Source organism: Streptomyces sp. NBC_01428 (assembly GCF_036231965.1).
Classification (GTDB): domain Bacteria; phylum Actinomycetota; class Actinomycetes; order Streptomycetales; family Streptomycetaceae; genus Streptomyces.
Map to the genome: position 1 here is coordinate 3,187,226 of NZ_CP109499.1, position 26,969 is coordinate 3,214,194.

A 26,969-nucleotide genomic window follows, 5' to 3' on the forward strand; every position below is an offset into this window, starting at 1 on the left:
CCGCTGACGCGCTCCAGGTCGTCGCTCGCGGCGACGAGGCGTCCCTCCTCGTCGGCGACCTGGACGGGGTGTTCCTCGGCGTCGCCGAGTTCCAGGTCCTTGTAGGCGATACCAGCGGCGAGCTGCGAGGCCACGTGGCGGGCCGCCGTGTCCGCCTGGGCGTTCGCCTGGCCGACGAGGTCCGCGCGCAGCGAGAGGAGCACGGCGGCGCCCGCGACGACCAGCACGACGGCGACGACCAGGGTGGCCCCGAGGGTCGCCTTGGCCCGTACGGAACCGAACAGCCGCCTCACCGCGCTTCCAGGCGGTATCCGGCGCCGCGTACGGTCCGGATGAGTTCGGCGCCGAGCTTGCGGCGCAGCGCGCTGACGTACACCTCGACGATGTTGGGGTCGCCGTCGTAGGCGAAGTCCCAGACGTGTTCGAGGATGTCGGCCTTGGAGACGACCTCGCCGGCCCGCAGGACGAGGTGTTCGAGGACCGAGAACTCCTTGGTGGTGAGGGCGACTTCGTCCCCGTCGCGCAGCACGCGGCGGGCGGCGGTGTCGACGCGGATCGGGCCGAGGACGTGCACGGGGGACGCTCCGGCCTGTCCGCGGCGGCGCAGCAGCGCCTTGATCCGGGCGACGAGGACCACGTACGAGAACGGCTTCGTCAGGTAGTCGTCGGCGCCGGTGTCGAGCCCCTCGGCCTCGTCGTACTCGCCGTCCTTGGCGGTGAGCATCAGGATCGGGACGTCGTGTCCGCCGGCGCGGAGCGCGGCGCACACGCGGTAGCCGTTCATGCCGGGCAGCATGATGTCGAGGACGACGAGGTCGTAACCTCCCCCCGCGGCCAGGTGCAGGCCTTCCAGGCCGTCGTGCACGACGTCCACGGCGTAGCCCTCGGCCCGCAGGCCCCCGGCCAGCGACAGGGCGAGCCGCTTCTCGTCCTCCACGATCAACAGGCGCATGGAGACAGGGTCGCAAACCGAAGCTGAAGACGGCTTCAGGTTCCTTCAGGCTGCCTTCAGCGTCCGTCCCGCAGATTGGTCCACGTCGTCCCGGCCGCACCGCTTGTGGCGGAGCGTCCGGGACGGGACAGCGTGAACCAGTGGACTTCGGGAGGGCTTTCCATGAAGCGCAACATCGTCATCGCCACGGTCGCGGCCGCGGCTCTGATCGCCGGGGGCACGGCGACGTCCCTCGCCGTCACGGGCGACGGCACGACGGCGCCCACGACGCGGTCGAGCGGACAGCCGGGGGCGGACGACCGCCGGGACGACAAGGCCGTCGAGGGAACGAACGGGGCGGGCGGCAAGGCGGTGACGGCGCAGGACGCCATCGCCCGCGCCCTGGAGCACACTCCGGGTACCGCCGTCGGCGCCGAACTGGACGACGAGAACGGTGCCGTGGTCTGGGAGGTCGAGGTCGTCGGCCGCGACGGCACCTGGCACGACGTACGGGTCTCCCCCGCCGCCGGTACGGTGCTCGGTTCCCGGACCGAGCACGAGGACGACGCGGCCCGGGTGCGCGCCGCGCTGGACGGGACGTCCGTCTCGGCCGCCGAGGCCGCCCGGGCCGCCGCCGCCAAGGGCAGGGTCACGGAGATCGACCTCGACGTGGATCGCGGGACGCCCGCATGGAAGGTGGAGACCCTGACGTCGAACGGCGTCGAGCAGGAGTGGCGGGTCGGCCTCGACACGGCCCGGATCACCGCCGACCACAGGTCGGACGACCGCGCTGACGACCGGAGCGACGACCGGGCCGCTCACGACGCCGACGACGACCGTACGGGCGCCACGCACGAGCGCGGCTCGGACGACGGGGCGGCCAGCGGTTCGGACGACGGCGCCGGGCACACCGGGCGCGAGCGTCACGGCGCCGGACACGGCTCGGACGACGGCCCGGAGCATCACGGACGCCACGGCTCGGACGACAGCTCGGACGACGACTCAGGCCACGGCTCGGACGACGACTGACCGGAGGGCCGGGGATCGGCCGGGCCGGGCGGGGGCGATGTACACGGGATCGCCCCCGCCCGGCCCTGCCGGTTGTCCGACGACCGTCCCGCGCCCGGCCGGTCAGAGGCGGCTTGGTTCGGCGTCCTCCGGGGTGGCCTCTCCCCCGGCCGCCGACGTCCTGGATGTCGGGCGTACCGCGGGTGCCGCGGGTGCTGTCGTAGGTGCCGCGCGCAGTGAGACGAGCGCCGCCGTCAGGGACACCGCCCCCGAGATCGCGAAGCACCAGCCCAGGGACACCTGGCCCACCAGCAGGCCCACCCCGGCCGCGCCGCCCGAACTCCCCGCGTTCACCGCGGTGTTGACCCAGGCGCCCGCCTGGGTACGGAAGCCCGGTGGGGCGGCTGCGTCCGCGATCAGATAGGACGTGGTGAGGGCCGGGGCGACGAAGAAGCCCGCGCAGGCGACGGCCACGGTCAGGGTGCCGAGGTCCGGAGCGAACGCGGCGGCGAGCAGGGCGAGGCCCAGGCCGCCGGCCGTCAGGGGCAGTCGAGCACCCGGCGACAGCCGCCAGTCGACGGCGCCGTTGAGCAGCCCGCCGAGGGCGCTGCCCAGCGACAGGGCGGCGAGCACCCACGCCACCGTGTCGGCCCCGTGGTGGTGTTGTTCGGCGAACGCCAGGACCAGGAGGTCGACGGCGCCGAGGGACAGGCCGACACCGAGCGCGACGACGACGGGCTGGGCCAGGGCCCGGCCGCCCCGCCATCGGCGTTCGTCGCGGCCCGCCCCGGCCTTGGCCGGACGGACCCCCGCGACGGCCGGGGACAGCACGAACGCCAGGGTTCCCGCCCAGACCAGCAGGGCGCTCAGCACGACGGCGGCGGCGGGCGGCGCCCACTGGACGACCGCGCCGACGAGCAGCGGCCCGGAGACGAAGAGGACCTCCTCCAGGACGCCGTCGAGGCTGTACGCGCGCTGCAACAGCCTCTCGTCGGGGACGAGTCGGCTCCACACCGTGCGCATCGTGGGGCCGAGGGGCGGGGTGCAGGTACCCGCGGCGACGGCCAGCGCGCCGATGACGAGAGCCGGTGCGCCGGGTCGCCACGCGGTCGCCGCGAAGGCGGTGAGCAGGCCCGCGTACAGCGAGGCCATGGGGATCAGGGCGCGGCGGGCGCCGTGCCGGTCGATGAGGGCCGCCCGGGCGGGCGAGAGGAACACGCCGGCCGCGCCGAACAGGGCCATGACGGTGCCGGCCACGGCGTACGAGCCCGTGGCGCGGGTGGTGCTGAGCATCATGGCCAGCGAGACGAGACCGTACGAGAGACGACCGGTCAGGGCGGCGGCGAAGGTGCGGCGGGCGTGCGGGATGCGGAAGAGCGCGGCGTACGAAGGCCGCGGGGATGACCCGGACATGGGTGTGGTTCCTCAGCTGCGAGGCGGGAAAGGGGACGCCGGAGTGCCGCGACGCCGCAGCCTCGGTGCTGCCGGTGCGTCGCGGGCCTGGGCGGGCCCTATGCCATGAGGAGGAACATGCGCTCAACGTAACAGCGGGCGCGGGGAGTCGGCCAGGGGGTTCCCGGCCGCGCCGCGTCATGGGGCGGGCGCCGCGGGATGTCCCGCCGGGCGGGCGCGAGGTGCCCGCCCCGAGCGGGGTTCAGCTCTCCGTGAGGCCCTCGACGAGGGTGTCCGCCGCGCGGTAGGGGTCCAGTTCACCGGCGACGATGCGTTCGGCGAGGGCGCTGAGGCGGCGGTCTCCGTGCAGGTCGCCGATGCGCCGGCGCAGGGTCGTGACGGCGATCGTCTCGACCTCCTGGGACGCCCGGGCGAGCCGGCGTTCGGCGAGGACCCCGTGCTCCTCCATCCACGCCCGGTGCTTCTCCAGGGCCTCGACCACCTCGTCGATGCCCTCCGAGCGGGCGGCGACCGTCTTGACGATCGGGGGGCGCCAGGCACCCGGGCCGCGGGACTCACCGAGGCCGAGCATGTGGTTCAGCTCGCGTGCGGTGGCGTCGGCGCCGTCACGGTCGGCCTTGTTGACGACGTAGACGTCGCCGATCTCCAGGATTCCGGCCTTGGCGGCCTGGATGCCGTCGCCCATGCCGGGGGCCAGCAGGACGACCGAGGTGTCGGCCTGACGGGCGATCTCGACCTCCGACTGACCGACGCCGACGGTCTCCACGAGGATCACGTCGCAGCCCGCCGCGTCGAGGACCCGGATCGCCTGCGGGGCCGACCAGGCGAGTCCGCCGAGGTGGCCGCGGGTGGCCATGGAGCGGATGTAGACGCCCGGGTCGGAGGAGTGGTCGGACATGCGGACGCGGTCGCCGAGGAGCGCGCCGCCGGAGAACGGCGAGGACGGGTCGACGGCGAGCACACCGACCCGCTTGCCCTGCCGCCGGTAGGCGGTCACCAGCGCCGACGTCGACGTGGACTTGCCGACGCCGGGCGATCCGGTGAGCCCCACCACGTAGGCGTTGCCGGTGAGCGGGGCCAGGGCCGCCATGACCTCACGGAGCTGCGGTGCCGCGCCCTCCACCAGGGAGATCAGCCGGGCCACCGCCCGCGGTCGCCCTTCTCTGGCCTGGGACACCAGCGAGGAGACGTCCTGCATCACAGCTCCGTTCACGAGAGATCAGGGTGGAACGCGTGTCAGGCCTTGGCTACCCGCACGATCAGCGCGTCACCCTGACCGCCGCCTCCGCACAGGGCGGCCGCGCCGACGCCGCCGCCGCGCCGCTTCAGTTCGAGGGCGAGGTGCAGGACGAGACGGGCGCCGGACATGCCGATCGGGTGGCCGAGGGCGATGGCGCCGCCGTTCACGTTCACCTTGTCGGTGGTGACCCCGAGGTCCTTCATCGACTGCACCGCGACCGCCGCGAACGCTTCGTTGATCTCGATCAGATCGAGGTCACCGGCCTCCAGGCCCTCCTTCTTCAGGGCGTGCAGGATCGCGTTCGAGGGCTGCGACTGGAGGGAGTTGTCCGGGCCCGCCACGTTGCCGTGGGCGCCGATCTCGGCGATCCACTCCAGGCCCAGCTCCAGCGCCTTGGCCTTGCTCATCACGACCACGGCGGCGGCGCCGTCCGAGATCTGGGAGGCGCTGCCGGCGGTGATGGTGCCGTCCTTGGTGAAGGCGGGACGCAGCCGGCCGAGGGACTCGGCGGTGGTCTCGGCGCGGATGCCCTCGTCCTTGCTGAAGACGACGGGCTCGCCCTTGCGCTGCGGGATCTCCACGGGGGTGATCTCGGCCTCGAAGATGCCGTTCTTCTGGGCGGCCGCGGCGCGCTGGTGGGACAGGGCGGCGATCTCGTCCTGCTCGGGGCGCTGGATGCCGAGGCGGGTGTTGTGCTTCTCGGTGGACTCGCCCATCGCGATGTTCTCGAAGGCGTCGGTCAGCCCGTCGTACGCCATGGCGTCGAGCATCTCGACGGCGCCGTACTTGTATCCCTCGCGGGACTTCGGGAGCAGGTGCGGGGCGTTCGTCATGGATTCCTGGCCGCCCGCGACGACGACGTCGAACTCGCCGGCGCGGATCAGCTGGTCCGCGAGGGCGATGGCGTCGAGGCCCGAGAGGCACACCTTGTTGATGGTGAGGGCCGGGACGCTCATGGGGATGCCCGCCTTGACGGCGGCCTGGCGTGCCGGGATCTGCCCTGCCCCGGCCTGGAGCACCTGGCCCATGATCACGTACTGCACCTGGTCGCCGCCGATGCCCGCACGGTCGAGGGCGGCCTTGATCGCGAATCCTCCGAGGTCGGCCCCGGAGAAGGACTTCAGCGAGCCCAGCAACCGTCCCATGGGCGTCCGGGCGCCCGCGACGATCACGGAGGTCGTGCTGTTCGTTCCAGACATGAGGTGCGATCCCCTTACCGGCTTGCACAGCCGAGGAGTGAACGAGGGTTTACTGAGAATGTACTGAGCGGTAGGCCATGCGTCATCCGGCCCGCAGTGTGATCGCGCGCACGTTGCGTAACCACGCCAGGGGCGCTGCACTGGCAGCATGCTGACGCGAATCGACCACATCGGGATCGCCTGTTTCGACCTCGACACGACTGTCGAGTTCTACCGTGCGACGTACGGCTTCGAGGTGTTCCACACCGAGGTCAACGAGGAGCAGGGCGTCCGGGAGGCCATGCTCAAGATCAACGAGACGTCCGACGGGGGTGCCTCCTACCTCCAGTTGCTGGAACCGACCCGGGAGGATTCGGCCGTCGGGAAGTGGCTGGCGAAGAACGGCGAGGGCGTGCACCACATCGCCTTCGGCACCGCGGATGTCGACGGCGACGCCGCCGATATCCGGAACAAGGGCGTCCGAGTGCTGTACGACGAGCCCCGGACCGGATCGATGGGGTCCCGGATCACCTTCCTCCACCCCAAGGATTGTCATGGAGTCCTGACAGAACTGGTCACTTCGGCGACGGTTGAGTCACCTGAGCACTGACCTCCGTATATCTGGGCCGGTAGGGTTGGGGGCGGCCGTCGCCTTCACGGGGGACGGCCGGGGTCCTGTCCGCCTTCGGGCGTGCGGGACCAAGGGCCGGGGTCCAGGTTTCGGGGGGCGAGCGTCGGGGCAGCAGCCCGTGCTCCGCCGTTGATCTGACACCATTCCCCGGGGGCCCCGTTCAGCGGATGGACGGAGCTCGTTCGGAAAGACTTTCGACCAGGGGACGGATGGGACCGCGCAGTGCGGGGCTACGAACGCCAGGAGCGAGAGCCGGCGGCTGACGTCGACCACCTCTCTCGGTTCGAGGCCGAGATGGAACGGCTGAAGACCGAGCGGGAGAAGGCCGTCCAGCACGCCGAGGATCTCGGCTATCAGGTCGAGGTGCTGCGCGCCAAGCTGCACGAGGCGCGCCGCAGTCTGGCGACCCGTCCTGCCTACGACGGGGCGGACATCGGCTATCAGGCCGAACAGCTGCTCCGTAACGCCCAGATGCAGGCCGACCAGCTGCGGACGGACGCCGAGCGGGAGATCAGCCAGGCCCGCGCGCAGACGCAGCGCATCCTCCAGGAGCACGCCGAGCAGGCCGCCCGGCTCCAGGCCGAGTTGCACCAGGAGGCGGTCACCCGCCGCCAGCAGCTCGACCAGGAACTCGCCGAGCGCCGCCAGACCGTCGAGTCGCACGTCAACGAGAACGTCGCGTGGGCCGAGCAGTTGCGGGCCCGTTCCGAGTCGCAGGCCCGCCGGCTCCTGGAGGAGTCGCGCGCGGAGGCCGAGCAGGCGCTGGCCGCCGCCCGCGCCGAGGCCGAGCGCGTCGCCTCGGAGGCCCGTCAGCGACTCACGACCGACGCCGAGGCCGCCCGCACCGAGGCGGAGGCGCTGCTGCGCCGGGCCCGTACGGACGCCGAGCGGCTGCTGAACGCGGCGTCGACGCAGGCGCAGGAGGCCACCGACCACGCCGAGCAGCTGCGCAGCTCCACGGCGAGCGAGTCGGACAACGCCCGCAGGCAGGCCACCGAGCTGAGCCGGGCCGCCGAGCAGCGGATGAGCTCCGCCGAGACGCGGCTTCGCGAGGCGCAGTCCGAGGCGGACAAGGTGCTGTCCGAGGCCAAGGAGGCGGCCGCCAAGACGCTGTCCGCCGCCGAGTCGGCCAACGAGCAGCGCACACGGACGGCGAAGGAACAGGTCGCCCGGCTGGTCAGCGAGGCGACGAAGGAGGCCGAGTCCACCAAGGCGGAGGCCGAGCAGCTCGTCGAGGACGCGCGGACGAAGGCCGAGACGATCGTCGCGGAGGCCGAGGAGAGCGCGCGCAGCCTCACGGCCGAGGAGACCGCCTCGCAGCTCGCGAAGGCCGCCCGGACCGCCGAGGACGTCCTGAACAAGGCGTCCGAGGAGGCCAAGCGGACGACGAAGGCGGCGTCCGAGGAGGCCGAGCGGATCCGCACGGAGGCGGAGACCGAGGCCGACCGGCTGCGGGCCGAGGCGCACGACATCGCCGAGGAGCTCAAGGGCACGGCGAAGGACGACACCAAGGAGTACCGCGCCAAGACGGTCGAACTGCAGGAGGAGGCGCGGCGGCTGCGCGGTGACGCCGAGCAGCTGCGGTCCGACGCGGTCGCCGAGGGCGAGCGCATCCGTGCGGAGGCCCGGCGCGAGGCCGTCCAGCAGATCGAGGAGGCGGCGCGGACCGCCGAGGAGCTGCTCGCCAAGGCGAAGGCCGACGCGGACGAGCTGCGGCAGGCCGCCACGGCGGACAGCGAGAAGGTCCGTACCGAGGCGATCGAGCGGGCGACCGGGCTGCGCCGGCAGGCCGAGGAGACGCTGGAGCGGACCCGCGCGGAGGCCGAGCGGCACCGTGCGGACGCCGTCGAGCAGGCCGAGACGATCACCGCGGACGCGGAGCGGGCCGCCGAGCGGCAGCGTGAGGAGACGGAGCGGGCCATAGAGGCCCGCCAGGCCGAGGCCGCCGAGGGTCTCGCGCGGCTGCACACGGAGGCCGAGGAACGGCTGACGGCCGCCGAGCAGGCGCTGACGGACGCGCGTGCCGAGGCCGAGCGGATCCGCCGGGAGGCGGTCGAGGAGACGGAGCGGCTGCGGTCGGAGGCCGCGGAGCGGATCCGGACCCTCCAGGCGCAGGCCGAGGCGGAGGCCGAGCGGCTGCGCGACGAGGCGGCGGCGGACGCGTCGGCGTCCCGTGCCGAGGGCGAGACCGTCGCCGTGCGGCTGCGGTCCGAGGCGGCCGCGGAGGCCGAGCGGCTGAAGTCGGAGGCGCAGGAGAGCGCGGACCGGGTACGGACCGAGGCGCAGGCCGCGGCCGAGCGACTGGCCGCCGAGGGTGCCGAGACGCTGGCCGCCGCGCAGGAGGAGGCCGCACGGCGGCGCCGCGAGGCCGAGGAGACCCTCGGTTCGGCGCGCCAGGAGGCCGACCAGGAGCGCGAGCGGGCCCGCGAGCAGAGCGAGGAACTGCTCGCCTCGGCGCGCAAGCGCGTCGAGGAGGCCCAGACCGAGGCCGTACGGCTGGTCGAGGAGGCCGACCGGCGGGCGAACGAGATGGTCTCCAGCGCCGAGCAGACCGCGCAGCAGGTGCGGGACGCGGTGGCGGGGCTGCACGAGCAGGCCCAGGAGGAGATCACCGGGCTGCGGTCGGCCGCGGAGCACGTGGCGGAGCGCACGCGCACGGAGGCGCAGGAGGAGGCGGACCGGGTCCGCGCCGACGCGTACGCCGAGCGGGAGCGGGCTTCGGAGGACGCGTCGCGGCTGCGGCGGGAGGCCGCCGAGGAGACGGGGGCGGCCAGCGCGCTCGCGGAGCGCACGGTGGCCGAGGCGATCGCCGAGGCGGAGCGGCTGCGGTCGGACGCCTCGGAGCACGCGCAGCGGGTGCGGACGGAGGCGTCCGACGCCATCGCCAACGCGGAGCAGGACGCCTCGCGGACGCGTGCGGACGCCCGGGAGGACGCGAACCGGATCCGTTCGGACGCGGCGACGCAGGCGGACACCCTCATCACCGAGGCGGCGTCGGAGGCCGAGCGGCTGCAGACGGAGACCGCGGCGGAGGCCGAGCGGGTCCGCACCGAGTCGGTCACCAAGGCGGAGCGGCTCATCGAGGACGCGACCGGTGACGCGGAGCGGCTGCGTGCGGAGGCCGCGGAGACGGTCGGTTCCGCGCAGCAGCACGCCGAGCGGGTGCGGTCGGAGGCGGAGCGGGTCAGGGCGCGGGCGGCGGAGGAGGCCGAGCGGGTCACGTCGTCGGCGCGCGAGGAGGCCGAGCGGACCCTCGACGAGGCCCGGCAGGAGGCCAACAAGCGGCGCTCCGAGGCCGCCGAGCAGGTCGACACGCTCATCTCCGAGACGGCGTCCGAGGCGGACAAGTTGCTCGCGGAGGCCCAGCAGAGCGCGCAGAAGACGACGGCGGACGCCGAGTCGCAGGCCGACACGATGGTCGGTGTGGCGCGGGGCGAGGCCGAGCGGCTCGTCTCGGAGGCGACCGTCGAGGGCAACACCCTGGTGGAGCGGTCGCGGACGGACGCGGACGAGCTGCTGGTCGGCGCGCGCCGGGACGCCACCGCGATCCGGGAGCGGGCGGAGGAGCTGCGCGACCGCATCACCTCGGAGATCGAGGAGCTGCACGAGCGGGCCCGCCGTGAGTCGGCCGAGGCGATGAAGAACGCGGGCGACCGGTGCGACGCGCTCATCAAGGCCGCCGAGGACCAGCTCGCGGAGTCGGAGGCGAAGGCCAAGGACCTGGTGTCCGAGGCCAACTCCGAGGCCAGCAAGGTGCGGATCGCGGCGGTGCGGAAGGCGGAGGGTCTCCTGAAGGAGGCCGAGCAGAAGAAGACGTCCGTCATCGCCGAGGCCGAGAAGATCAGGTCCGAGGCCATCCAGGAGGCCAAGGCGGCCGTCGAGGAGGGCAAGCGGGACCTGGAGGTGCTGGTGCGCCGGCGGGAGGACATCAACGCGGAGATCTCCCGTGTCCAGGACGTCCTGGAGGCGTTGGAGTCCTTCGAGGCACCGGGCGGCAAGGACGGTGGCGTCAAGGCGGGTGCGACGGTGGGTGCGCCCCGATCGGGTGGCAAGTCGTCGGAGAGCTAGCCAGAACCACCCATTCCATGCTTTGGGCGGACCTTTGGTACGGGGTCTGGCAAGCCATCCGGCAGCTAGCCACCCAAAAGGAGTGTCATTCTCCAGATCAAACACGTATCCGCTCGATGACACACCGCTTTGACCCCTAGGATTCCACCTATCACCTCACCGGTCTCATTCGACAGGAACCCCATGAGCGACACTTCCCCCTACGGCTTCGAGCTTGTGCGGCGTGGGTACGACCGCGCTCAGGTGGACGAACGCATTTCGAAGCTCGTCTCCGACCGTGACAGCGCTCTGGCCCGTATCACCGCCCTTGAAAAGCGCATCGAGGAGCTCCACCTCGAGACGCAGAACGCCCAGGCCCAGGTCAGCGACGCCGAGCCGTCGTACGCCGGTCTCGGCGCGCGTGTCGAGAAGATCCTCCGCCTCGCCGAGGAGGAGGCCAAGGACCTGCGCGAGGAGGCCCGTCGCGCGTCCGAGCAGCACCGCGAGCTCGCCGAGTCGGCAGCTCAGCAGGTGCGCAACGACGCAGAATCGTTCGCTGCGGACCGCAAGTCCAAGGCGGAGGACGAGGGCGTCCGGATCGTCGAGAAGGCCAAGAGCGAGGCCTCGCAGCTGCGTGGCGAGGCGCAGAAGGACGCTCAGTCGAAGCGGGAGGAGGCGGACGCCCTCTTCGAGGAGACCCGCGCCAAGGCCGCCCAGGCCGCCGCGGACTTCGAGACGAACCTCGCCAAGCGCCGTGAGCAGTCGGAGCGTGACCTGGCGTCGCGTCAGGCCAAGGCCGAGAAGCGTCTCGCGGAGATCGAGCACCGCGCGGAGCAGCTCCGCCTGGAGGCCGAGAAGCTGCGTACGGACGCCGAGCGCCGCGCCCGTCAGACGGTGGAGACGGCCCAGCGTCAGGCCGAGGACATCGTCGCCGACGCGAACGCGAAGGCCGACCGCATCCGTTCGGAGTCCGAGCGCGAGCTGGCCGCCCTGACCAACCGCCGCGACTCGATCAACGCGCAGCTCACGAACGTCCGCGAGATGCTCGCGACGCTCACGGGCGCCGCGGTGGCCGCCGCGAGCACGCCGGCCGAGGACGAGCCGATCTCGCGTGGGGTTCCGGCGCAGCAGTCCCGGTAAGCACGCGGTACCGACATCACCGGTACGACACCAGGGCCCGCTCCCTCACCGAGGGTGCGGGCCTTGTCGTACGGTCCGTCAGGTCGGCCGGTGCGTGCGGCCCTCGGGCGGACGCGGTTCTCGGGTGGCAGCCGCCGGGGGGCCGTCTTAGCGTGGCCGCATGATCGAGCTCGAGGGGCTGACCAAGCGGTACGGCGACAAGGTGGCGGTGAACAACCTGACCTTCGCCGTGAGACCGGGCATCGTGACCGGCTTCCTCGGCCCGAACGGTGCGGGCAAGTCCACGACGATGCGGATGATGCTGGGGCTCGACCGGCCCACCTCGGGCGACGTACGGGTCGACGGGCAGCACTACGACCGGTTGAAGGACCCCCTGAAGTACATCGGGGCGCTGCTCGACGCGAAGGCCATGCACGGCGGCCGCAGTGCCTTCAACCACCTGCTCTGTCTCGCTCAGAGCAACGGCATCCCGACGGCCCGGGTCCACGAGGTCCTCGACACCGTCGGTCTCACCGGGGTCGCGAAGAAGAAGGCGAAGGGGTTCTCGCTGGGCATGGGCCAGCGGCTCGGCATCGCGGGCGCGCTCCTCGGCGATCCGCGGATCCTGATGTTCGACGAGCCGGTCAACGGTCTCGACCCCGAGGGCATCCACTGGATCCGCAACCTGATGAAGTCCCTCGCCACCCAGGGCCGTACGGTCTTCGTCTCCTCCCACCTGATGAGCGAGATGGCGCTGACCGCGGACCACCTCGTCGTCATCGGGCAGGGCAGGCTCCTCGCCGACACCTCGATGGCCGACTTCATCCGGCAGAACTCGCGTTCCTTCGTACGGATCCGCACCCCGCAGCGGGAGCGGCTGCTCGACGTGCTGCACGGCGCGGGCGTCACCGTCGTCGAGACCGGCGGCGGTCCCCTCGAAGTGGACGGCGGGGACTCGGAGCAGATCGGCGAGCTGGCCGCCCGGCACCAGATCACGCTGCACGAACTGAGCCCGCAGCAGGCGTCTCTGGAGGAGGCGTTCATGCAGCTGACGGCGGAGTCGGTGGAGTACCACGCGCACTCCGACGCTCCCGGACCGCAGCACCCGCTCGGGCCGCCCGGCGGATTCGGGGCGGGGGACCCGCAGGACCCGCGCGGCGTTCCGGCGCCGCCACCCGGCCCGCAGACGTCACCGACCCCGCCCCCGGCCCCGCAGTGGGGCAGCGACTGGAAGAAGGGCTGACATGGCGGCCACCCAGGTCCTCAGGTCCGAGTGGACGAAGATCCGGTCCGTGTCGTCCACGGTGTGGACGCTGAGTCTCGCGGCGGTCGTCACGATCGCGCTGGGATTCCTCATCTCGCTGCTGTCGAAGAACGAGTTCGACAACATGAGTACGCGGGACCAGCTGACCTTCGACCCGACCTTCATCAGCTTCGCGGGCATGACCCTCGGTCAGCTCGCGATGATCGTCTTCGGGGTGCTGGTGGTCGGCAACGAGTACAGCACCGGCATGATCCGCACCTCGCTCGCCGCGGTCCCGCAGCGCGGCACGTTCCTGTTCAGCAAGGTCGCGGTGGCGACCGGTCTCGCCCTCGCCGTCGGCATGGTCACCAGCTTCATCACGTTCTTCCTGGGCCAGGCCGCCCTCGGTTCACACAAGGCGACGATCGGCGACCCGGGTGTGCTGCGCGCGGTGCTCGGCGGCGGGCTCTACATGACGCTCATCGCGATGTTCTCGATGGGTGTCGCGGCGATGCTGCGCAGTCCGATGCTCTCGCTCGGCATCCTGATGCCGTTCTTCTTCCTGATCTCCAACATCCTGGGCGCGGTGTCGGCGACGAAGAAGGTCGGCCGGTACCTCCCCGACCAGGCCGGCAGCAGGATCCTGCGGGTGGTCACACCGCTCGACGACACTCCCTACGGCCCCTGGGGCGGCCTCGGCATCATGGTCCTGTGGGTGGCCCTGGCGCTGATCGGCGGATACACGCTGCTCAAGAAGCGGGACGCGTAGACCCGAACTTCTCGATCGCGGCCGGAGTGACCGGGGTGAAGAAGTTGACCAGGTTGCCGTCGGGGTCGCGGAACAGCAGCGAGCGGTTGCCCCACGGCAGAGTGGTGGGCTCGTTGACGAAGTCGGTGACGAAGCCCCTCAGGTTCGCGTACACCCGGTCCACGTCGTCGACCAGGAACTCGATGATCGCGCTGTGGTTGTCGGCGGGGCGGGAGGAGCCCGGCGCGAACAGCGGGACGGTGGCCGTGCCCGCGATGGCGAGGGTGGCGCCGGGGGTCGTCAGTTCGGCGAACTGCTCGGTGGACCAGGTCGCCGGCAGGCCGGTGACCTTCTCGTAGAACGCGACGAGGCGGGCGACGTCGTCGGTGATGACGCGGAGCGATACGAGGTTCATGACGTTCTCCTGGGATCGGTGTGCCGTGCCCTGCGCACGCTAGCCCCGATACCGGACAGAATCCGTCCACTATCGGGGCTAGGCTCGGAGCATGTCCCGACCCACCGGCCGTGTGCTCACCCTCCTGGAGCTGCTCCAGTCGGGCGGCACCCGGACGATCGCCGACCTCGCGGAACGGCTCGGCGTCGACGGCCGGACCGTGCGGCGTTACGTGGACCATCTGATCGACCTGGACGTGCCGGTCGAAGCCGTGCGCGGCCGCTACGGCGGTTATCGGCTCGGCCCCGGCCACCGGCTGCCGCCGCTCATGCTCGGCGAGGACGAGGCGGTCGCCGTCCTGCTCGGCCTGGTCGCGGGCCGGCGCACGGGGCTGACGACGGCGACCGCCACCGCGGGCGAGACCGCAGCGGCGAAGATCCGGCGGGTGCTGCCCCGCCCGCTGGCCGCCCGGGTCGACGCGGTCCTGGAGGCCCTCGCCTTCACGGAGCCGGCCGGCGAGTCCGCCGCCCCGGACGCGGGGATCCTGCTCACGCTGGCCGACGCGGTCCGCCACCGCCGTCCGGTGGCGATCCGGTACACCGACCGGGAGGGCCGGCGCGGCGACCGCACCCTGCATCCGCAGGGCGTCGTGGCGCACGCGGGCCGCTGGTACGTCACCGGCCGGGACCCCGGGATCGGGGAGGACCGGACCTTCCGGCTGGACCGTGTCGCCGACGCGCGCCTGCTGCCCGGGTCGTTCGAGGCGATCGAGGGCCCCGATCCGGCGCGGCGGGTGCTGTCGGGGTTCGCCACGGCCCCCTACCGCCATGAGGTGACGCTGCGGATCCGCGGCACGGCCGAGCAGATCCGCACGCGCCTCCCGGCGAGCGTCGCGAGCGTGACGGCTCTTCCGGGCACCGGGCCGCCCTCCCCCGCCCCGGAACCCGCCGACGCCCGCGAACCCGATCGGTCCGACACGTCAGAGGCGTCCGAGGCGTCCGACGGTCCGCCCTGGCTGCGGGTGGAGGTACGGGCCGAGCGGCTCGACTGGCTGCCGCCGGTGCTCGCCGCGCTCGATCTGCCGTTCGTCGTCGAGCGTCCCGACGAGCTGCGCGAGCTGGTCGTCGCGCTCGCGGACCGGTTCGCGCGCCGCGCCCGCCGGTCCTGAAGGGCCGGGCGAACGGCGCCCCTACGCGGGTCCGGTCCCGTCGCCGTCGGGCCGGGACCCGGTCAGGCCGTCGAACTCCGTCCAGCCCTCCCAGTGCCACACGTCCTTGTCGAGGTCCGGTTGCAGCGGCACGAACCGGCCCAGCTCGAAGTCGCCGGCCTCCAGGTCGAACCAGCGCTCGTCGGCGACCTCGGTGCCGAGGCCGACCGTCCGGGCGGTCAGCCGGACCAGGAGCTTCACGCCGTGCGAGCCCTCCAGGTCCTTGCCCTGGATCCGCCGGAACGGCAGCTCCGCCACCGGCGCCTCGACCGGTATCCACACGGTGAAGGGCGCCCCGCGCTCCACCGCGAGCCAGCTGCGCTCCTCGGCCGGCTCGCCCTGCGCGTCCAGCACCTTCAGCCACTGCTTGTAGATGACGAGGCTGCCGTCGTGCGGGGAGCGTTCGAGATAGCGCAGGTGCGCGCGGGCCCGCAGGTCGACGACCGAGAGGTTGTCGAAGCGGTTGTAGAACCGGACGGCGATGATCGCGTCGTCGCTGTTCGCGTTGGTCCGCGAGTAGCCCGGGAAGTCGGCGGTCCATGCGTGCGAGATGCTGGCCCGCCGCCGCCAGACGAAGGGCCGCAGCGCGAACATCTTGATCAGGACGATGCCGAGCAGCACGGCGGGCACCAGCGCGCCGGTGACGGAGGCGACCGTGGCGAGCATCTGGTGCGCGGTGCTGTCCGGTTCGGGTTCGAGGTTGTCGGTGCCGACGCAGGCGCGCAGCACGGTGAGGCTGAGGTCCAGGAGCGCCTCCTCGTTCGAGAACCGGTCCGCCATGGAGCGCGGCGAGTGCTCGGTGAGCGTCCACGCCGTCGCGACGAGCACGGAGAGCCCGGCCAGGGCGCCGAGGGTCATCAGGAGCAGGGCGTGGACGGTGCGGCCCGCGATCCACCAACGAACGGACGTGCGGTAGCGCGGATGTGTACGGGTGTCGGCGGGCCGTCCCGGCCACCGCACCTCGCGTCCCATGAGCCTCAACTTGCTTCCCCCATAACCGACTTCGGGTCCCCTCGTACAATGGGGACGGCATGATTCCCGGTGCCGGTTCGCACCAACCCCGCTTCGTCGGGGAGACCGGGCCCCGTCCCGGGTAGACATCGCGTGAAAGGCTGTGCCCGTATTCGCGCGACCACCCCCCGAAGGGCGTCACCGTGACGACGAAGGACCGAAGCCTTGAGGCGCTGGGCCTGGACGACGTGCCCGCGAAGAAACCCCTCACCTATCCCGGCCGGCCCACCACCGAGCCGTCGCTGCTGACCGGCGGTGAGCTGCTGCAGCTGGACGTGCGGCCGCTGCGGCTCGGCGAGTGGTGGGTGGAGGAGCGACAGGAGCAGCAGCGCCTCGACGAGGCCCTCGCCGATCTGGGGCAGGTCGGCACCGGCCGCCGGCACCCGGTGATCGCGGTGGGGTCGAACGCCTCCCCCGGGCAGGTCGCGCACAAGCTGACCCGGCTCGGCATCCCGGCGACGGTACCGATGGTCCCTGTGCGGGTGCACGGCATCGGCGTGGGCTGCTCGGGGCACATCAGCCCGGCGGGCTACGTGGCGGGGACGCCGTACGTCGACCGGGCGGCCGAGACGACGCTGGTGGTGACCTGGCTGGACTCGACGCAGCTCAAGGCGGTCGACGACACCGAGTTCCCGGACTACCGGCGGGCGATACTCCCGGGCGACGCGTTCGCGATGACGATGCCGTCCGGGGAGCGCCTCGGCGGCGCGTACATCTACTTCAGCGCGCACGGTGTGCTCGCCGACCCGGACAGCGGGCGGCCCCGGCCGGGCGGCGGCGACCAGTCCGCGCTGCTGGCCTCCCTGCTCGCCTCCTCGGCACGGCTGCGCGATCTGCTCGGCCCGGACCCCGCCGCCTGGGTGCGGAGTGCGGGCGCCGACAAGGCGCTGCGCGAGCGGGGCACGCTGATCTTCGGCGAGGAGGGCTGGGTGCTGCCGCAGACCGACTTCCTGCCGTACGTGGACGATTCGGCCGAGCTGCGGCTGTACGACGACCTGCCGCCACTGGCGGACTCGCTGCCGCCGGGCCCCTGACGATCCGGCCACCGATCAGGAGGCGCCGGTTCCCCTTTCCCGGCCGACCAGGGACGACGGGTACCTGACAGGACAGCCGTGCGAAATCGGCGCTCCTCCTGGATCTTTACCCCTCCGACCAGCACGGTTTTACTCTCTCTTGAGTGGAACCGTCGGGGCCCGGATATCCTCCTAAGCCTTACGGGGGCGTGCGCCCCGCCGTCCTGAACCTTTCGATGGGTGCGGAGCATGATCGAGGCAGTCGGCCTGACGAAGCGCTATGGCGCCAAGACGGCCGTGTACAACCTTTCCTTCCAGGTGCGGCCGGGTGCCGTCACCGGCTTCCTCGGGCCCAACGGCTCCGGCAAGTCGACGACGATGCGGATGATCCTCGGTCTCGACAACCCCAGCTCCGGGCAGGTGACGATCGGCGGCTTCCCCTACCGCAAGCTGCCCAACGCCCCCCGCCAGGTCGGCGCGCTCCTCGACGCCAAGGCCGTGCACGGTGGCCGGCACGCACGCAACCACCTGCTGTGCCTGGCCCAGCTGTCGGGCATCCCGGCCCGCCGGGTGGACGAGGTGCTCGGCGTCGTCGGTCTCCAGGACGTGGCCAGGAAGCGCTCCAAGGGGTTCTCGCTCGGTATGGGCCAGCGCCTCGGCATCGCCGCCGCGCTCCTCGGCGACCCCCAGGTGCTGCTCTTCGACGAACCGGTCAACGGTCTCGACCCCGAGGGCATCCTCTGGGTGCGCAACCTGATGAAGTCCCTCGCGGCGGAGGGCCGTACGGTCTTCGTCTCCTCGCACCTGATGAGCGAGATGGCGCTGACCGCCGACCACCTCATCGTGATCGGCCGCGGCCAGCTCCTCGCCGACTCGAACATCAAGGACTTCATCTCCCACAACTCGGCCGACTTCGCCCGGGTGCGCACGCCGGACACCGAGCCGCAGCAGCGCGAGAAGCTGACCGCCGCGCTCACCGAGGCCGGCGGCCAGGTGCTGCCCGAGCAGGACGGCGCGCTGCGCATCACCGGTCTGCCGCTCGCCCGCATCAGCGACGTGGCGCACTCCGCCGACGTCCGCCTGTGGGAGCTGTCGCCGCACCAGGCCTCGCTGGAGGAGGCGTACATGCGGATGACGCAGGGCGCCGTCGACTACCGCTCGACCATCGACCAGAAGGCCGGACTCCAGCAGCAGCTCCCGCCCGGCGCCGTACCGCAGCCGCAGCCGCCCGTGGCGGGCCAGGGCCAGCCCGGCTGGTACGCCCCGCCGCCGCCCCAGCACGGCGGGCAGCCGCCCTTCGCGATGCCCCAGGGACAGCCGCAGGCCGGCCCGTACGCAGCCCCTGTCGCGGGCCACGGTCCGTACGGCGCCCCGGCCGCCCCCGGTGCCGCGGACGCCAACCCGTACGCCGCTCCGCAGGCCCCCGCGGGGGCCCCGGCTCCCGCCGCAGCACCGGCCCCCGCGCCCGCCGCCGACCTGACCAAGCCCGAGGACGCCCGATGAGCACGCCCCAGCCCCCGATGCCGCAGCAGACCGCCGCTGCCCCCGAATGGCACCCGGCGCCCGGCACGTCGTACACCTCGCCGATCCCCGTCACCCGCACCCACCTCGGGCACGCGCTCAACTCCGAGTGGACGAAGATCAAGTCGGTGCGCTCCACGCTGTGGACGCTCGGCATCTTCCTGCTGCTGGTGATCGGCATCGGCTTCCTGGTCGCCGCGCAGACCACGAACGAGGACTTCGGCGACGTGCCGTACACGATCCCGGCGTTCTTCGGCCTGATGCTCGGACAGATCTGCCTGATCACGCTGGGCGTGCTGGTCGTCTCGTCCGAGTACGGCACCGGCATGATCCGCACGACGTTCACGGCTTCGCCGCAGCGGCACCGGGTGCTCGCCGCGAAGCTGATCATCTTCTTCGCGGTGGCCTTCGTCGTCTCGGCCTTCGCGATCGGGCTGGTCGGCCTCATCACCGAGGGGATGCACAGCGGACCGTCCCCGGTGCCGTGGGGCGGCACCGTCGTGATGGGCGCGCTGTACGTGTCCCTGCTCGGTGTCCTGGCGCTCGCGGTGGGCTCGATGCTCCGTCACTCGGCGGGCGCGATCACCACCATGCTCGGCGTCGTGCTGGTCCCCGCGATCATGCCGGCGTTCCTGATGATGTCCGAGAGCATGCGCACCCTCGGCGAGAAGATGCAGGAGTACAACGCCCCGAACGCCCTCGCCCGGATCTTCCAGATCGACCGGGAGAGCGGCCACGGCGGCGCGCAGCTCGGCCTGCTCGCCGGAGTGACGGCGGCCGCCATCATCGGCGCCTTCGTCCTCCTGGACCGCCGGGACGTGTGACGCCCACGGCCCCACGGGAACCTGAAGTCGCCTAGAACCTGGGCGCGTTACGGGACCGCTGCACCCGCGAGGTGCGGCGGTCCTTCGCGTTCCAGCAGGCCTTGTGCCAGTGCCGCCGCTCGTCGACGCCCGAGTGCTCGGGCCACGCCACCACGTGCGGCACCCCGGAGGGGATCAGCTGGTCGCAGCCGGGGCAGCGGTAGGTCTTGCCCTGCGCGCTCGCGCCCGCCACATGGCGCACGCTCCACTCCTCGCCCTGCCAGCTCTCCGTGGACTGCCAGCCGCCGTAGCGGTCCGACGGGTCCGCCTCGGCGCTCGTGCCGGACGGGCCGGCGTCCTTCGGACGGTTGCGACGCGGGGACAAGGGACACCTCACGGAGCTATACAGGGAGCAGGGGCCACGTCCAGCCTACGCGGCGCACCCAGGGGTAGGCGTACAGCGCAGACCCGCACAGATGCCCCATCGGACGGCCCATTTCCCAGACAATCCGCAAATCTTGCCGCCAGGCCGTGACTTCGGCACGTGTCAGGAGGTTATGCCGGGTGGGGGAGCTCCCTGTCGGAGCCGAGGAAGCAGGAATGTTCGATGCACGTAGGAAGTTTTGTACTCGCCGCCCAGTTCCCGGGACAGGGCCAGGGAGAGGCCCTGCATCGCGCGGTGCGGTCGGCCGAGGTCGCCGAGGAGGCCGGTCTCGACGCGGTCTGGCTGGCCGAACACCACTTCGTGCCGTACGGGACGTGCCCGTCGGCCGTCACGCTCGCCGCGTATCTGCTGGGCCGCACGAACCGCATCCGGGTCGGCACCGCCGTCAGCGTGCTGCCCACCGCGCACCCCGTGGCGCTCGGCGAACAGGCCGCACTGCTGCACCTGACGTCCGGCGGACGGTTCTCGCTGGGCGTCGGCCGCGGCGGCCCCTGGGTCGACCTGGAGGTGTTCGGAGCGGGCCTGGCGGCGTACGAACAGGGGTTCCCGGAGTCCCTCGATCTGCTGATGCGCTGGCTGCGCGAACCGTCCGTGGCGAGCACCTCCGAGCGGTTCCCGTTCCGTGAAGTCCCCGTCGTCCCCCGCCCGTCCGAGGCGCTGTGCGAGACCGCGGGGCCCGAGGTCGTGGTGGCCTGCACCTCCCCGGCGAGCGTGCGGCTCGCCGCCGAGCGCGGGCTTCCGATGCTTCTCGGCATGCACGTCGGGGACGAGGAGAAGGCCGAAATGGTCGGGCTGTGGCGCACGCACGCACGCGCCGCGGGCCGTTCCGGGGACGAGATCCACACCGCCGCCCATGTGTCCGCCGGCGTCTGCCAGATCGCCGATCGCCGCACCGACGCCGTGGAGACGCTCGTGAAGGCGATGCCGGGCTGGCTGAAGCAGGGGCTGGACGCCCATGTGACGGTCGACGGCCGCGCCCGTTCGATGCGCGACCCGGTGGCGTACACCGAACTGCTCTGCGGGCTGCACCCGGTGGGCACACCCCGGCTGTGCGCGGACCGGCTCGCGGCCACCTCGGAGCGGACCGGCATCTCGCGGTTCGCCCTTCTCGTCGAGGGCTCGGGCGACCTGGCGGCGACCGAGGAGAACGTACGCCGGCTCGGGGCCGAGGTCCTCCCGAACCTCGGATGACCGGTCAGGGTCCGGTCCGACGGACCGGACACCCGGTGAGCTTGCCGCCCCGGTACCAGAGCACCTCCCGCGGACGGAACGGCAAGCCGAGCGGAGTCAGCGCATCAGCAGTCCCGGAACTCCGGCGACTGATTGAGCAGTTGACTGCGGACCGAGGTGAAGCGTGCCAGCGTGTCGTCCACTGCGTCGTCCAGCGGGAACACCGCCACCCGGTGGCAGTTCTGGAAGGCCAGCCGCACTCCGAAGTGCCGCTGCAGCGCGCCGCGTATCGCGTCACTCGCGAGCGCACGCAGCAGCTGGCCACGCGCCTGCTCGTCCGGCGGGGGCGTCTGGTTGTCGGCGAAGTTGCCGCCGTCGACCTTCAGCTGGGCCACCAGGGAGCTGATCATCTCCCACGCATAGGGCAGGGAGGTCCGGACGCAGTCGACGAAGTCAGCTTCGTCGACCTCGCCTCGCTCGGCCTGTTGGAGTAGGGCCGGTGAGACGTCGAGCGACATGGGTTCTCCTCTCGCACCCCCAGACCTCGGGGGTTGCCGGACAGGGATGGGGAGTTGACGATGCCGGACACGCTGAGTACACGCGTCACGACCTCCCGCTTATACGGTAAGCAACGCCAGGTGGCGGCACCAGGAGAATGGGCACATAGCGAACCGTCAGTAGGCCGACAATCAGCCACCCCCGAACGCGGAGGCTTCAGGATCAATGGGATGGCCCACCCGGGCCCGACCGGCCTGAACCAGGCGATCGCGAGAACAAAAGGCGCGAACCGCGCGTTCCGGGTCGATCGGTGGTGCGAGTGGGGCGGGAGAATCGCGTGCACCACCGCCGGTCGAGTAGCGTTGCCGACCATGCGTCTCGTCATTGCCCGCTGTTCCGTGGACTACGCGGGCCGGCTCACGGCCCATCTCCCGTCGGCCCCGCGCCTCATCCTCGTGAAGGCGGACGGAAGCGTCTCGATCCACGCGGACGACCGGGCCTACAAGCCCCTCAACTGGATGTCTCCGCCCTGCACGCTGAAGGAGGGCTCCGGCGACGAGGAGGGCACCTGGACCGTCGTCAACAAGGCGGGCGAGAAGCTCATCATCACGATGGAGGAGGTCCTCCACGACTCCTCGCACGAACTCGGTGTCGACCCCGGTCTGATCAAGGACGGCGTGGAAGCGCACCTCCAGGAGCTGCTCGCCGACCGCATCGAGACGCTCGGCGAGGGCTACTCCCTCATCCGCCGCGAGTACATGACGGCTATCGGCCCGGTCGACATCCTGTGCCGGGACGCCGACGGCGCGACGGTCGCCGTGGAGATCAAGCGGCGCGGCGAGATCGACGGCGTGGAGCAACTCACGCGCTATCTGGAGCTGTTGAACCGCGACCCGCACCTCGCGCCGGTCCGCGGAATCTTCGCCGCCCAGGAGATCAAGCCGCAGGCCCGCGTCCTCGCGACCGACCGCGGCATCGGCTGCACGGTCCTGGACTACAACGCCCTGCGCGGTATCGAGGACGACAAGCTGCGCCTGTTCTGATCCGCACGCCGCCTCGCGGGGCACACCCCGCGCACCGGCCGTACGCACGACGAGGGAGGGCCGGGTCCGTCACAGGACCCGGCCCTCCCTCGTGTCGTACGGCTCGCGGTCAGATCACCGCGCCGCTGGGCGAACCCGCGGCGCCGCTCGCCGGTCCGCTGCTCTCCGGCACCCCGGCCGACGTGCTCGCGGGCGCGCCGCTCGTCACGGGGCCGCTCGCGGAGTCGGAGGTGGAGGGCTCGGTCGACTCGTCCGGCGGGGTGGTCGAATCCGTGGGCGAGGTGGAGGGCGACGGCGAGCCGCTCGGCGTCTTCGAAGGTGAGGCCGGGGGAGTCTTGGACGGCGTCTTCGAGGGCGACTTGCTCGGCGACTTCGACGGCTTGCCCGACGTGTGGGTGCCGGTCGGGTCGTCGGAGGGCCCGCCCGTGGCCGTGGCGGTGGGCGTCGGGTCGTCCGTCGTGCCGTACGTCCCGTCGGGCCCGGGGTCGGTGGGCGGGGCCGGGGTGCCGGCGGTGGGGCTCGAGTCGCCGGCCTTCTTCGCCTTGTCGGCGCCGAGGCTGTCGTCCTCGCTGCCCTGACTGGCCGACGGGTTGACGCCGACCTTCTCGGACGGGGTGTCGCTGTCGTGGTTCGAGGTCGCGCCGAGGGTGACGACGGTGCCGAGGACGGCGACGAGGAGCGCACCGGCTCCCGCGGCGACCAGGTTGCGGCGGGTGCCGGTGACGAGGCGCCCGGCGACGCTCTGGCGCTTGTCCGCCGGGAAGCCCGGGTCGGCGGGGTGGGCGAGCACCGTCACGGTGCCGCCGGAGGTGTCGACGACCGTCGGGAACGGCGTCGGGACGCCGCCGGGCGGCGACATCGACTCCTCGTGCCGGGCGTCCGGCACCTCCTCCCCCGCGGTGCGTCCGCCGAGGGCGTACGGGGTTCCGGAGCGGTCGGCGACCAGGGCGAGGGCGCGGCGGCCGGCGGTGGTGCCGCGCTTGTCGGCCAGGGCGCCGCGCAGGCCTATGGACGCCTCCAGCTCGGCGCGGGCCCGGTCCAGCTGGCCGCCGCAGAGCGCGAGGATGCCCAACTCGTGGTGGAAGTAGGCCTGTTCCCCGACCTCTCCGGAAAGCCGGGATGCCTCGGCGCCGGAGCGCAGGGCGCGTTCCCAGGCGCTCCAGTGCAGCCCGGCGGCGAAGGCGGGGCCGGCCGTGCGGGCCAGTCGGACGGCGGGGGTCTCGTCCTCGTCGTCGAGCGGGGCGGTGGTGCCGGGCACGAGGCAGGTGAGTGCGGCGAGCACGGCGTCGGCCTCGGCGGAGACCCGCTCCGGGGTGACCGAGGGGTGCCCGGCCCACCAGGTGTAGTGCTGGGCCGCGGCGAGGGCCTGTTCCTCGAGGCCGTCCGCGTATCCGGAGGCCTCCAGCTGCGCCTGCACGCCGGCGGCGAGCCGGTAGCGGGAGCCGACCGGGGAGATCAGCGCGCAGCCCGCGAGTTCGGCGAGCGCGGCGTCGGCGTGGGTGTCGCCCACGAGGGCGGGCAGGTGCGCCTGGTGGGGCACCTCGCCGCCGAGCGCGACGGCGAAGCGCAGGGTGGCGCGGGCCGACTCGCTGAGCCGGGACGCGAGCAGCGCGGCCGGTGCGGCCCCTTCGGCGAGGGAGGGCAGCGGCACGTCGTGGCCGTCGCCGGCCGCTTCGAAGGTCGCGTCGTCCGGGACCTCCTGGAAGACGCCGTACTCGTCGAGGGCGTCCTCGCCGGCCTGCAGCCGGTCGCGCTGGCGCAGCAGGGCGCCGGCCTGCATGAAGCGCAGGGGCAGTCCCTCGGACTCGAACCAGAGGTCGCCCGCCCAGTTCGACTCCTCCTCGGTCAGGACGCGTCCGACGGAGCGTTCGAGGAGTTCGAGGCCGCCGCTGCGGTCGAGTCCGCCGAGGACGACCTCTTCGAGGAGGGCCTCGCCGGAGGGTGCCGGGACGTCGGGGGTGGCGGCGACGACGAAGGCGCACTCGGGGGTGGCGTCGAGGAGTTCGTCGAGGGCGCTGCCGCCGATCTCGATGTCGTCGACGACCACGACGGCTCCGACGTCGCGGACGAGGCGGAGCAGTTCGTCACGGTCGGGGCGGTACCGCGGGGCGTCGTAGACGGCCGCGAAGAGGTCGTGGAGCAGGTCCGCCGCGGTGCGGCGGTGGCCGCAGAGCCGGACGACGCCGTCGGGGGCGAGGTCCGCGCAGTCGTCGGCGACGGCGTCGAGCAGGACGGTGCGGCCGGCGCCCGAAGGGCCGGTGAGCCGTACGGAACGGCCGCGGGCGAGGAGGCGTACGAGCCGCTCGCGTTCCTCCTGGCGTTCCAGGAGGGGCAGCCGGGGCTGCGCGGGGCCGGGCGGCACGGGCGGGCGGGCGGCGCGGGCCAGTTCGGCGCGTGCGGCGGTGCCGTGCTTCACCGGCGGCTGGGGCCGCTCGTGCGGCGGGCAGTTCTCGATCTCGCTGCCGTCGACGGGGTTGACCGTGAGCAGGAAGTCGCCCGAGACGAGCTGGACCGTGCGGACGAGGGCGGGTGCGTGCTGGCCCAGGTCGGTGGCGAGCGGGTCGCGCGGCGGGCGCGGGCGAGGCGCCTGGCCGTCGTCGTCATGGCCGTACTCTTCGGGTCCCCGGTTGGTCGGGTCCATGTTCCAAGCCCCCCAAAAGCGTCGTGTGCCAAGCCCTCCCGGCCGTGCTGCACACCGCGCTGTCGCTTCTGGTCCGGTGCCCGCTCGTAGGGTTTCAGGCGGCGGGCAGCCGAACCCTAAACCTTCGCACAGTATCTACGAACAGGCGGGGTACCGCGCCGTCCGAACCGTCACAGCTTCGTGAGGATTGTGCACGGGATGCGTCTCCCCCGCCGGTCAGGGCGCGGACGCGGTCGCGCGCGCTGCGCGGTGAGGTGCTCGCCCGGGTCAGACGCGGGGCAGGGACTCGACCCCGATACCACCCTCGATCGCCAGGATCCGGTGCAGCCGGGTGGCCACCAGCAGGCGCTGCATCTGCGGTGGGACCCCGCGCAGCACGAGCCGTCTGCCGCACCGCCCGGCGCGTCGGTGGGCCCCCATGATGACACCGAGCCCGGTGGCGTCCCAGGAGTCCAGCTCGGACAGGTCCAGCACGAGGTCGCCGACTCCGTCGTCGACGGCCGTGTGCAGGACCGTGCGGGCGTCCGCCGCGCTGCGTACGTCGAGGCGGCCCCCGACGACCAGCTCGGCGTGGTCGCCCCTGATGTACATATGCGCTCCCCGAGAATGCGTCTCGTAACTCCGCGTGTGTCTGTTACCGCGTCTTCGCGTCTGTATGTTGTGCACCGTCTGACTGCCTGAGGGCCGCAGAGGTTGCCGTCTGTAAGCGAACCGATACCGAATTCACCTCATGGGGTGACACCCGAGAGGCGCGTGCGGTTTCGTGCCGAATGCGGCGACGGGGTCGTCCGTCGCCGCGGTGATCGTTCAGTGCTTGTAGAAGCCCTGCCCGCTCTTGCGCCCGATGTCACCGGCGTCAACCATCCGGCGCATCAGCTCAGGCGGTGCGAACTTCTCGTCCTGGGTCTCGGTGTAGATGTTGCCGGTGGCGTGCAGCAGGATGTCGACGCCCGTGAGGTCGGCCGTGGCGAGGGGTCCCATCGCGTGGCCGAAGCCCAGCCGGCAGGCGAGGTCGATGTCCTCGGCGGTGGCCACGCCCGACTCGTACAGCTTGGTCGCCTCGACGACGAGGGCCGAGATGAGACGGGTGGTCACGAAGCCGGCGACGTCACGGTTGACCACGATGCAGGTCTTGCCGACCGACTCGCTGAACTCCCGTGCGGTGGCGAGTGTTTCGTCGCTCGTCTTGTACCCGCGGACCAGTTCGACGAGCTGCATCATCGGCACCGGCGAGAAGAAGTGCACGCCGACGACGCGTTCCGGGCGCTCGGTGGCCGCCGCGATCTTGGTGATCGGGATGGCGGAGGTGTTCGAGGCGAGCACGGTGTCCGGGCGCACGATCTTGTCGAGGGCCCGGAAGATCTCGTGCTTGACCTCGAGCTTCTCGAAGACGGCCTCGACGACGATGTCCGCGTCGGACGCCGCGTCCAGATCGGTGGTCGCGGTGATGCGCGCCAGCGCCGCCTCGGCGTCGGCCGCCTCCAGCTTGCCCTTGCTCACGAACTTGTCGTACGAGGCCTTGATCCCGTCGAGGCCACGGCCGAGCGCCTCGTCGGTGACATCGCGCAGGACGACGTCCCAGCCCGCCTGCGCGGAGACCTGGGCGATGCCGGACCCCATGAGTCCGGCTCCGATGACGGCGAGCTTCCGTGCCACTCCGACTCC

Annotated in this window: 23 protein-coding genes; 12 read left to right on the forward strand and 11 right to left on the reverse strand. The window is 72.3% G+C overall.

The annotated features are described in order from the left end of the window. Positions 1-289: 289 nt before the first annotated feature. Entirely contained in the window at positions 290-952 is a 663-nt protein-coding gene (locus OG406_RS13630; protein WP_164371774.1) for a response regulator transcription factor, read from the reverse strand. Positions 953-1,114: 162 nt separating this feature from the next. On the opposite strand from OG406_RS13630, the gene OG406_RS13635 reads away from it, so the two are divergent. Next, positions 1,115-1,960 (forward strand): PepSY domain-containing protein, encoded by an 846-nt coding sequence (locus OG406_RS13635; protein ID WP_327408923.1) that lies wholly within the window; start codon positions 1,115-1,117, stop codon positions 1,958-1,960. Between the two features lie 102 nt (positions 1,961-2,062). Here OG406_RS13635 and OG406_RS13640 read toward each other — a convergent pair whose 3' ends face one another. The 3 genes from OG406_RS13640 to OG406_RS13650 form a co-directional block, all read right to left on the reverse strand. Continuing rightward, positions 2,063-3,352 carry an MFS transporter gene (locus OG406_RS13640; protein ID WP_327408924.1) on the reverse strand — a complete coding sequence of 430 codons (1,290 nt, stop codon included), beginning with the start codon at positions 3,350-3,352 and terminating at the stop codon, positions 2,063-2,065. A gap of 241 nt (positions 3,353-3,593) precedes the next feature. Beyond that, entirely contained in the window at positions 3,594-4,550 is a 957-nt protein-coding gene (meaB, locus tag OG406_RS13645; protein WP_081219480.1) for a methylmalonyl Co-A mutase-associated GTPase MeaB, read from the reverse strand. 38 nt (positions 4,551-4,588) lie between these two features. Then, the gene (locus OG406_RS13650; protein ID WP_267048571.1) at positions 4,589-5,791 is read right to left on the reverse strand and encodes an acetyl-CoA C-acetyltransferase; all 1,203 of its coding nucleotides are present in this window, start codon (positions 5,789-5,791) and stop codon (positions 4,589-4,591) included. A gap of 148 nt (positions 5,792-5,939) precedes the next feature. Here OG406_RS13650 and mce point away from each other — a divergent pair, with 148 nt between their 5' ends. The 5 genes from mce to OG406_RS13675 all read left to right on the forward strand — a co-directional run bounded on the left by mce (position 5,940) and on the right by OG406_RS13675 (position 13,579). Further along, positions 5,940-6,380, forward strand: coding sequence for a methylmalonyl-CoA epimerase (gene mce, locus OG406_RS13655; protein ID WP_081219478.1), 441 nt, complete (start codon positions 5,940-5,942; stop codon positions 6,378-6,380). Between the two features lie 243 nt (positions 6,381-6,623). Next, complete coding sequence (gene scy / locus OG406_RS13660; RefSeq protein WP_164371778.1) at positions 6,624-10,469, forward strand: polarized growth protein Scy; 3,846 nt, start codon at positions 6,624-6,626, stop codon at positions 10,467-10,469. 183 nt (positions 10,470-10,652) lie between these two features. Beyond that, on the forward strand, positions 10,653-11,588 hold the full coding sequence (locus OG406_RS13665) for a cellulose-binding protein (protein ID WP_164371779.1): 936 nt from the start codon (positions 10,653-10,655) through the stop codon (positions 11,586-11,588). A gap of 160 nt (positions 11,589-11,748) precedes the next feature. Continuing rightward, positions 11,749-12,810 (forward strand): ABC transporter ATP-binding protein, encoded by a 1,062-nt coding sequence (locus OG406_RS13670; RefSeq protein WP_329185937.1) that lies wholly within the window; start codon positions 11,749-11,751, stop codon positions 12,808-12,810. 1 nt (position 12,811) lies between these two features. After that, on the forward strand, positions 12,812-13,579 hold the full coding sequence (locus OG406_RS13675; protein ID WP_164371781.1) for an ABC transporter permease: 768 nt from the start codon (positions 12,812-12,814) through the stop codon (positions 13,577-13,579). On the opposite strand, the gene OG406_RS13680 is transcribed toward OG406_RS13675, so the two are convergent. Continuing rightward, the gene (locus OG406_RS13680; protein WP_267048569.1) at positions 13,560-13,973 is read right to left on the reverse strand and encodes a VOC family protein; all 414 of its coding nucleotides are present in this window, start codon (positions 13,971-13,973) and stop codon (positions 13,560-13,562) included. The two genes, OG406_RS13675 and OG406_RS13680, sit on opposite strands and share 20 nt — an antisense overlap. 91 nt (positions 13,974-14,064) lie before the next feature. Here OG406_RS13680 and OG406_RS13685 point away from each other — a divergent pair, with 91 nt between their 5' ends. Beyond that, the gene (locus OG406_RS13685; protein WP_329185938.1) at positions 14,065-15,120 is read left to right on the forward strand and encodes a helix-turn-helix transcriptional regulator; all 1,056 of its coding nucleotides are present in this window, start codon (positions 14,065-14,067) and stop codon (positions 15,118-15,120) included. A gap of 21 nt (positions 15,121-15,141) precedes the next feature. On the opposite strand, the gene OG406_RS13690 is transcribed toward OG406_RS13685, so the two are convergent. Continuing rightward, positions 15,142-16,131 (reverse strand): hypothetical protein, encoded by a 990-nt coding sequence (locus OG406_RS13690; protein WP_164371784.1) that lies wholly within the window; start codon positions 16,129-16,131, stop codon positions 15,142-15,144. Positions 16,132-16,313: 182 nt separating this feature from the next. Between OG406_RS13690 and OG406_RS13695 the strand changes: the two genes are divergently transcribed. The 3 genes from OG406_RS13695 (at position 16,314) to OG406_RS13705 (ending at position 19,528) form a co-directional block, all read left to right on the forward strand. Continuing rightward, complete coding sequence (locus OG406_RS13695) at positions 16,314-17,204, forward strand: hypothetical protein (protein ID WP_164371785.1); 891 nt, start codon at positions 16,314-16,316, stop codon at positions 17,202-17,204. Positions 17,205-17,432: 228 nt separating this feature from the next. Next, the gene (locus tag OG406_RS13700) at positions 17,433-18,686 is read left to right on the forward strand and encodes an ABC transporter ATP-binding protein (RefSeq protein WP_266846778.1); all 1,254 of its coding nucleotides are present in this window, start codon (positions 17,433-17,435) and stop codon (positions 18,684-18,686) included. After that, positions 18,683-19,528 (forward strand): ABC transporter permease, encoded by an 846-nt coding sequence (locus tag OG406_RS13705; protein ID WP_164371787.1) that lies wholly within the window; start codon positions 18,683-18,685, stop codon positions 19,526-19,528. Before OG406_RS13700 ends, OG406_RS13705 begins: the two co-directional genes overlap by 4 nt. A gap of 31 nt (positions 19,529-19,559) precedes the next feature. Here OG406_RS13705 and OG406_RS13710 read toward each other — a convergent pair whose 3' ends face one another. Further along, positions 19,560-19,892 (reverse strand): ATP/GTP-binding protein, encoded by a 333-nt coding sequence (locus tag OG406_RS13710; RefSeq protein ID WP_329185942.1) that lies wholly within the window; start codon positions 19,890-19,892, stop codon positions 19,560-19,562. Between the two features lie 222 nt (positions 19,893-20,114). On the opposite strand from OG406_RS13710, the gene OG406_RS13715 reads away from it, so the two are divergent. Next, positions 20,115-21,143: an LLM class flavin-dependent oxidoreductase gene (locus tag OG406_RS13715; RefSeq protein WP_164371789.1), complete on the forward strand. Its 1,029-nt coding sequence runs from the start codon at positions 20,115-20,117 to the stop codon at positions 21,141-21,143. Positions 21,144-21,247: 104 nt separating this feature from the next. On the opposite strand, the gene OG406_RS13720 is transcribed toward OG406_RS13715, so the two are convergent. After that, the gene (locus tag OG406_RS13720; RefSeq protein WP_081219465.1) at positions 21,248-21,640 is read right to left on the reverse strand and encodes an SCO5389 family protein; all 393 of its coding nucleotides are present in this window, start codon (positions 21,638-21,640) and stop codon (positions 21,248-21,250) included. A gap of 351 nt (positions 21,641-21,991) precedes the next feature. Here OG406_RS13720 and nucS point away from each other — a divergent pair, with 351 nt between their 5' ends. Continuing rightward, positions 21,992-22,663: an endonuclease NucS gene (gene nucS, locus OG406_RS13725; RefSeq protein ID WP_164371790.1), complete on the forward strand. Its 672-nt coding sequence runs from the start codon at positions 21,992-21,994 to the stop codon at positions 22,661-22,663. 109 nt (positions 22,664-22,772) lie between these two features. Here nucS and OG406_RS13730 read toward each other — a convergent pair whose 3' ends face one another. The 3 genes from OG406_RS13730 to OG406_RS13740 all read right to left on the reverse strand — a co-directional run bounded on the left by OG406_RS13730 (position 22,773) and on the right by OG406_RS13740 (position 26,960). Next, positions 22,773-25,304 (reverse strand): ATP-binding protein, encoded by a 2,532-nt coding sequence (locus OG406_RS13730; RefSeq protein WP_329185944.1) that lies wholly within the window; start codon positions 25,302-25,304, stop codon positions 22,773-22,775. Positions 25,305-25,571: 267 nt separating this feature from the next. Then, positions 25,572-25,895 carry an STAS domain-containing protein gene (locus OG406_RS13735; protein WP_053753244.1) on the reverse strand — a complete coding sequence of 108 codons (324 nt, stop codon included), beginning with the start codon at positions 25,893-25,895 and terminating at the stop codon, positions 25,572-25,574. A gap of 216 nt (positions 25,896-26,111) precedes the next feature. Continuing rightward, complete coding sequence (locus tag OG406_RS13740) at positions 26,112-26,960, reverse strand: 3-hydroxyacyl-CoA dehydrogenase family protein (protein WP_164371792.1); 849 nt, start codon at positions 26,958-26,960, stop codon at positions 26,112-26,114. Positions 26,961-26,969 lie beyond the last annotated feature (9 nt).

Coding starts and splice junctions, on each gene's coding strand:
- OG406_RS13700 (WP_266846778.1), top strand. CDS start 17,433: ATGATCGAGGCAGTCGGCCTGACGAAGCGCTATGGCGCCAAGACGGCC.
- OG406_RS13730 (WP_329185944.1), bottom strand. CDS start 25,304: ATGGACCCGACCAACCGGGGACCCGAAGAGTACGGCCATGACGACGAC.
- OG406_RS13720 (WP_081219465.1), bottom strand. CDS start 21,640: ATGTCGCTCGACGTCTCACCGGCCCTACTCCAACAGGCCGAGCGAGGC.
- OG406_RS13685 (WP_329185938.1), top strand. CDS start 14,065: ATGTCCCGACCCACCGGCCGTGTGCTCACCCTCCTGGAGCTGCTCCAG.
- OG406_RS13735 (WP_053753244.1), bottom strand. CDS start 25,895: ATGTACATCAGGGGCGACCACGCCGAGCTGGTCGTCGGGGGCCGCCTC.
- OG406_RS13640 (WP_327408924.1), bottom strand. CDS start 3,352: ATGTCCGGGTCATCCCCGCGGCCTTCGTACGCCGCGCTCTTCCGCATC.
- nucS (WP_164371790.1), top strand. CDS start 21,992: ATGCGTCTCGTCATTGCCCGCTGTTCCGTGGACTACGCGGGCCGGCTC.
- OG406_RS13630 (WP_164371774.1), bottom strand. CDS start 952: ATGCGCCTGTTGATCGTGGAGGACGAGAAGCGGCTCGCCCTGTCGCTG.
- OG406_RS13650 (WP_267048571.1), bottom strand. CDS start 5,791: ATGTCTGGAACGAACAGCACGACCTCCGTGATCGTCGCGGGCGCCCGG.
- OG406_RS13690 (WP_164371784.1), bottom strand. CDS start 16,131: ATGGGACGCGAGGTGCGGTGGCCGGGACGGCCCGCCGACACCCGTACA.
- OG406_RS13675 (WP_164371781.1), top strand. CDS start 12,812: ATGGCGGCCACCCAGGTCCTCAGGTCCGAGTGGACGAAGATCCGGTCC.
- meaB (WP_081219480.1), bottom strand. CDS start 4,550: ATGCAGGACGTCTCCTCGCTGGTGTCCCAGGCCAGAGAAGGGCGACCG.
- OG406_RS13680 (WP_267048569.1), bottom strand. CDS start 13,973: ATGAACCTCGTATCGCTCCGCGTCATCACCGACGACGTCGCCCGCCTC.
- mce (WP_081219478.1), top strand. CDS start 5,940: ATGCTGACGCGAATCGACCACATCGGGATCGCCTGTTTCGACCTCGAC.
- OG406_RS13665 (WP_164371779.1), top strand. CDS start 10,653: ATGAGCGACACTTCCCCCTACGGCTTCGAGCTTGTGCGGCGTGGGTAC.
- OG406_RS13715 (WP_164371789.1), top strand. CDS start 20,115: ATGCACGTAGGAAGTTTTGTACTCGCCGCCCAGTTCCCGGGACAGGGC.
- OG406_RS13635 (WP_327408923.1), top strand. CDS start 1,115: ATGAAGCGCAACATCGTCATCGCCACGGTCGCGGCCGCGGCTCTGATC.
- OG406_RS13670 (WP_329185937.1), top strand. CDS start 11,749: ATGATCGAGCTCGAGGGGCTGACCAAGCGGTACGGCGACAAGGTGGCG.
- OG406_RS13705 (WP_164371787.1), top strand. CDS start 18,683: ATGAGCACGCCCCAGCCCCCGATGCCGCAGCAGACCGCCGCTGCCCCC.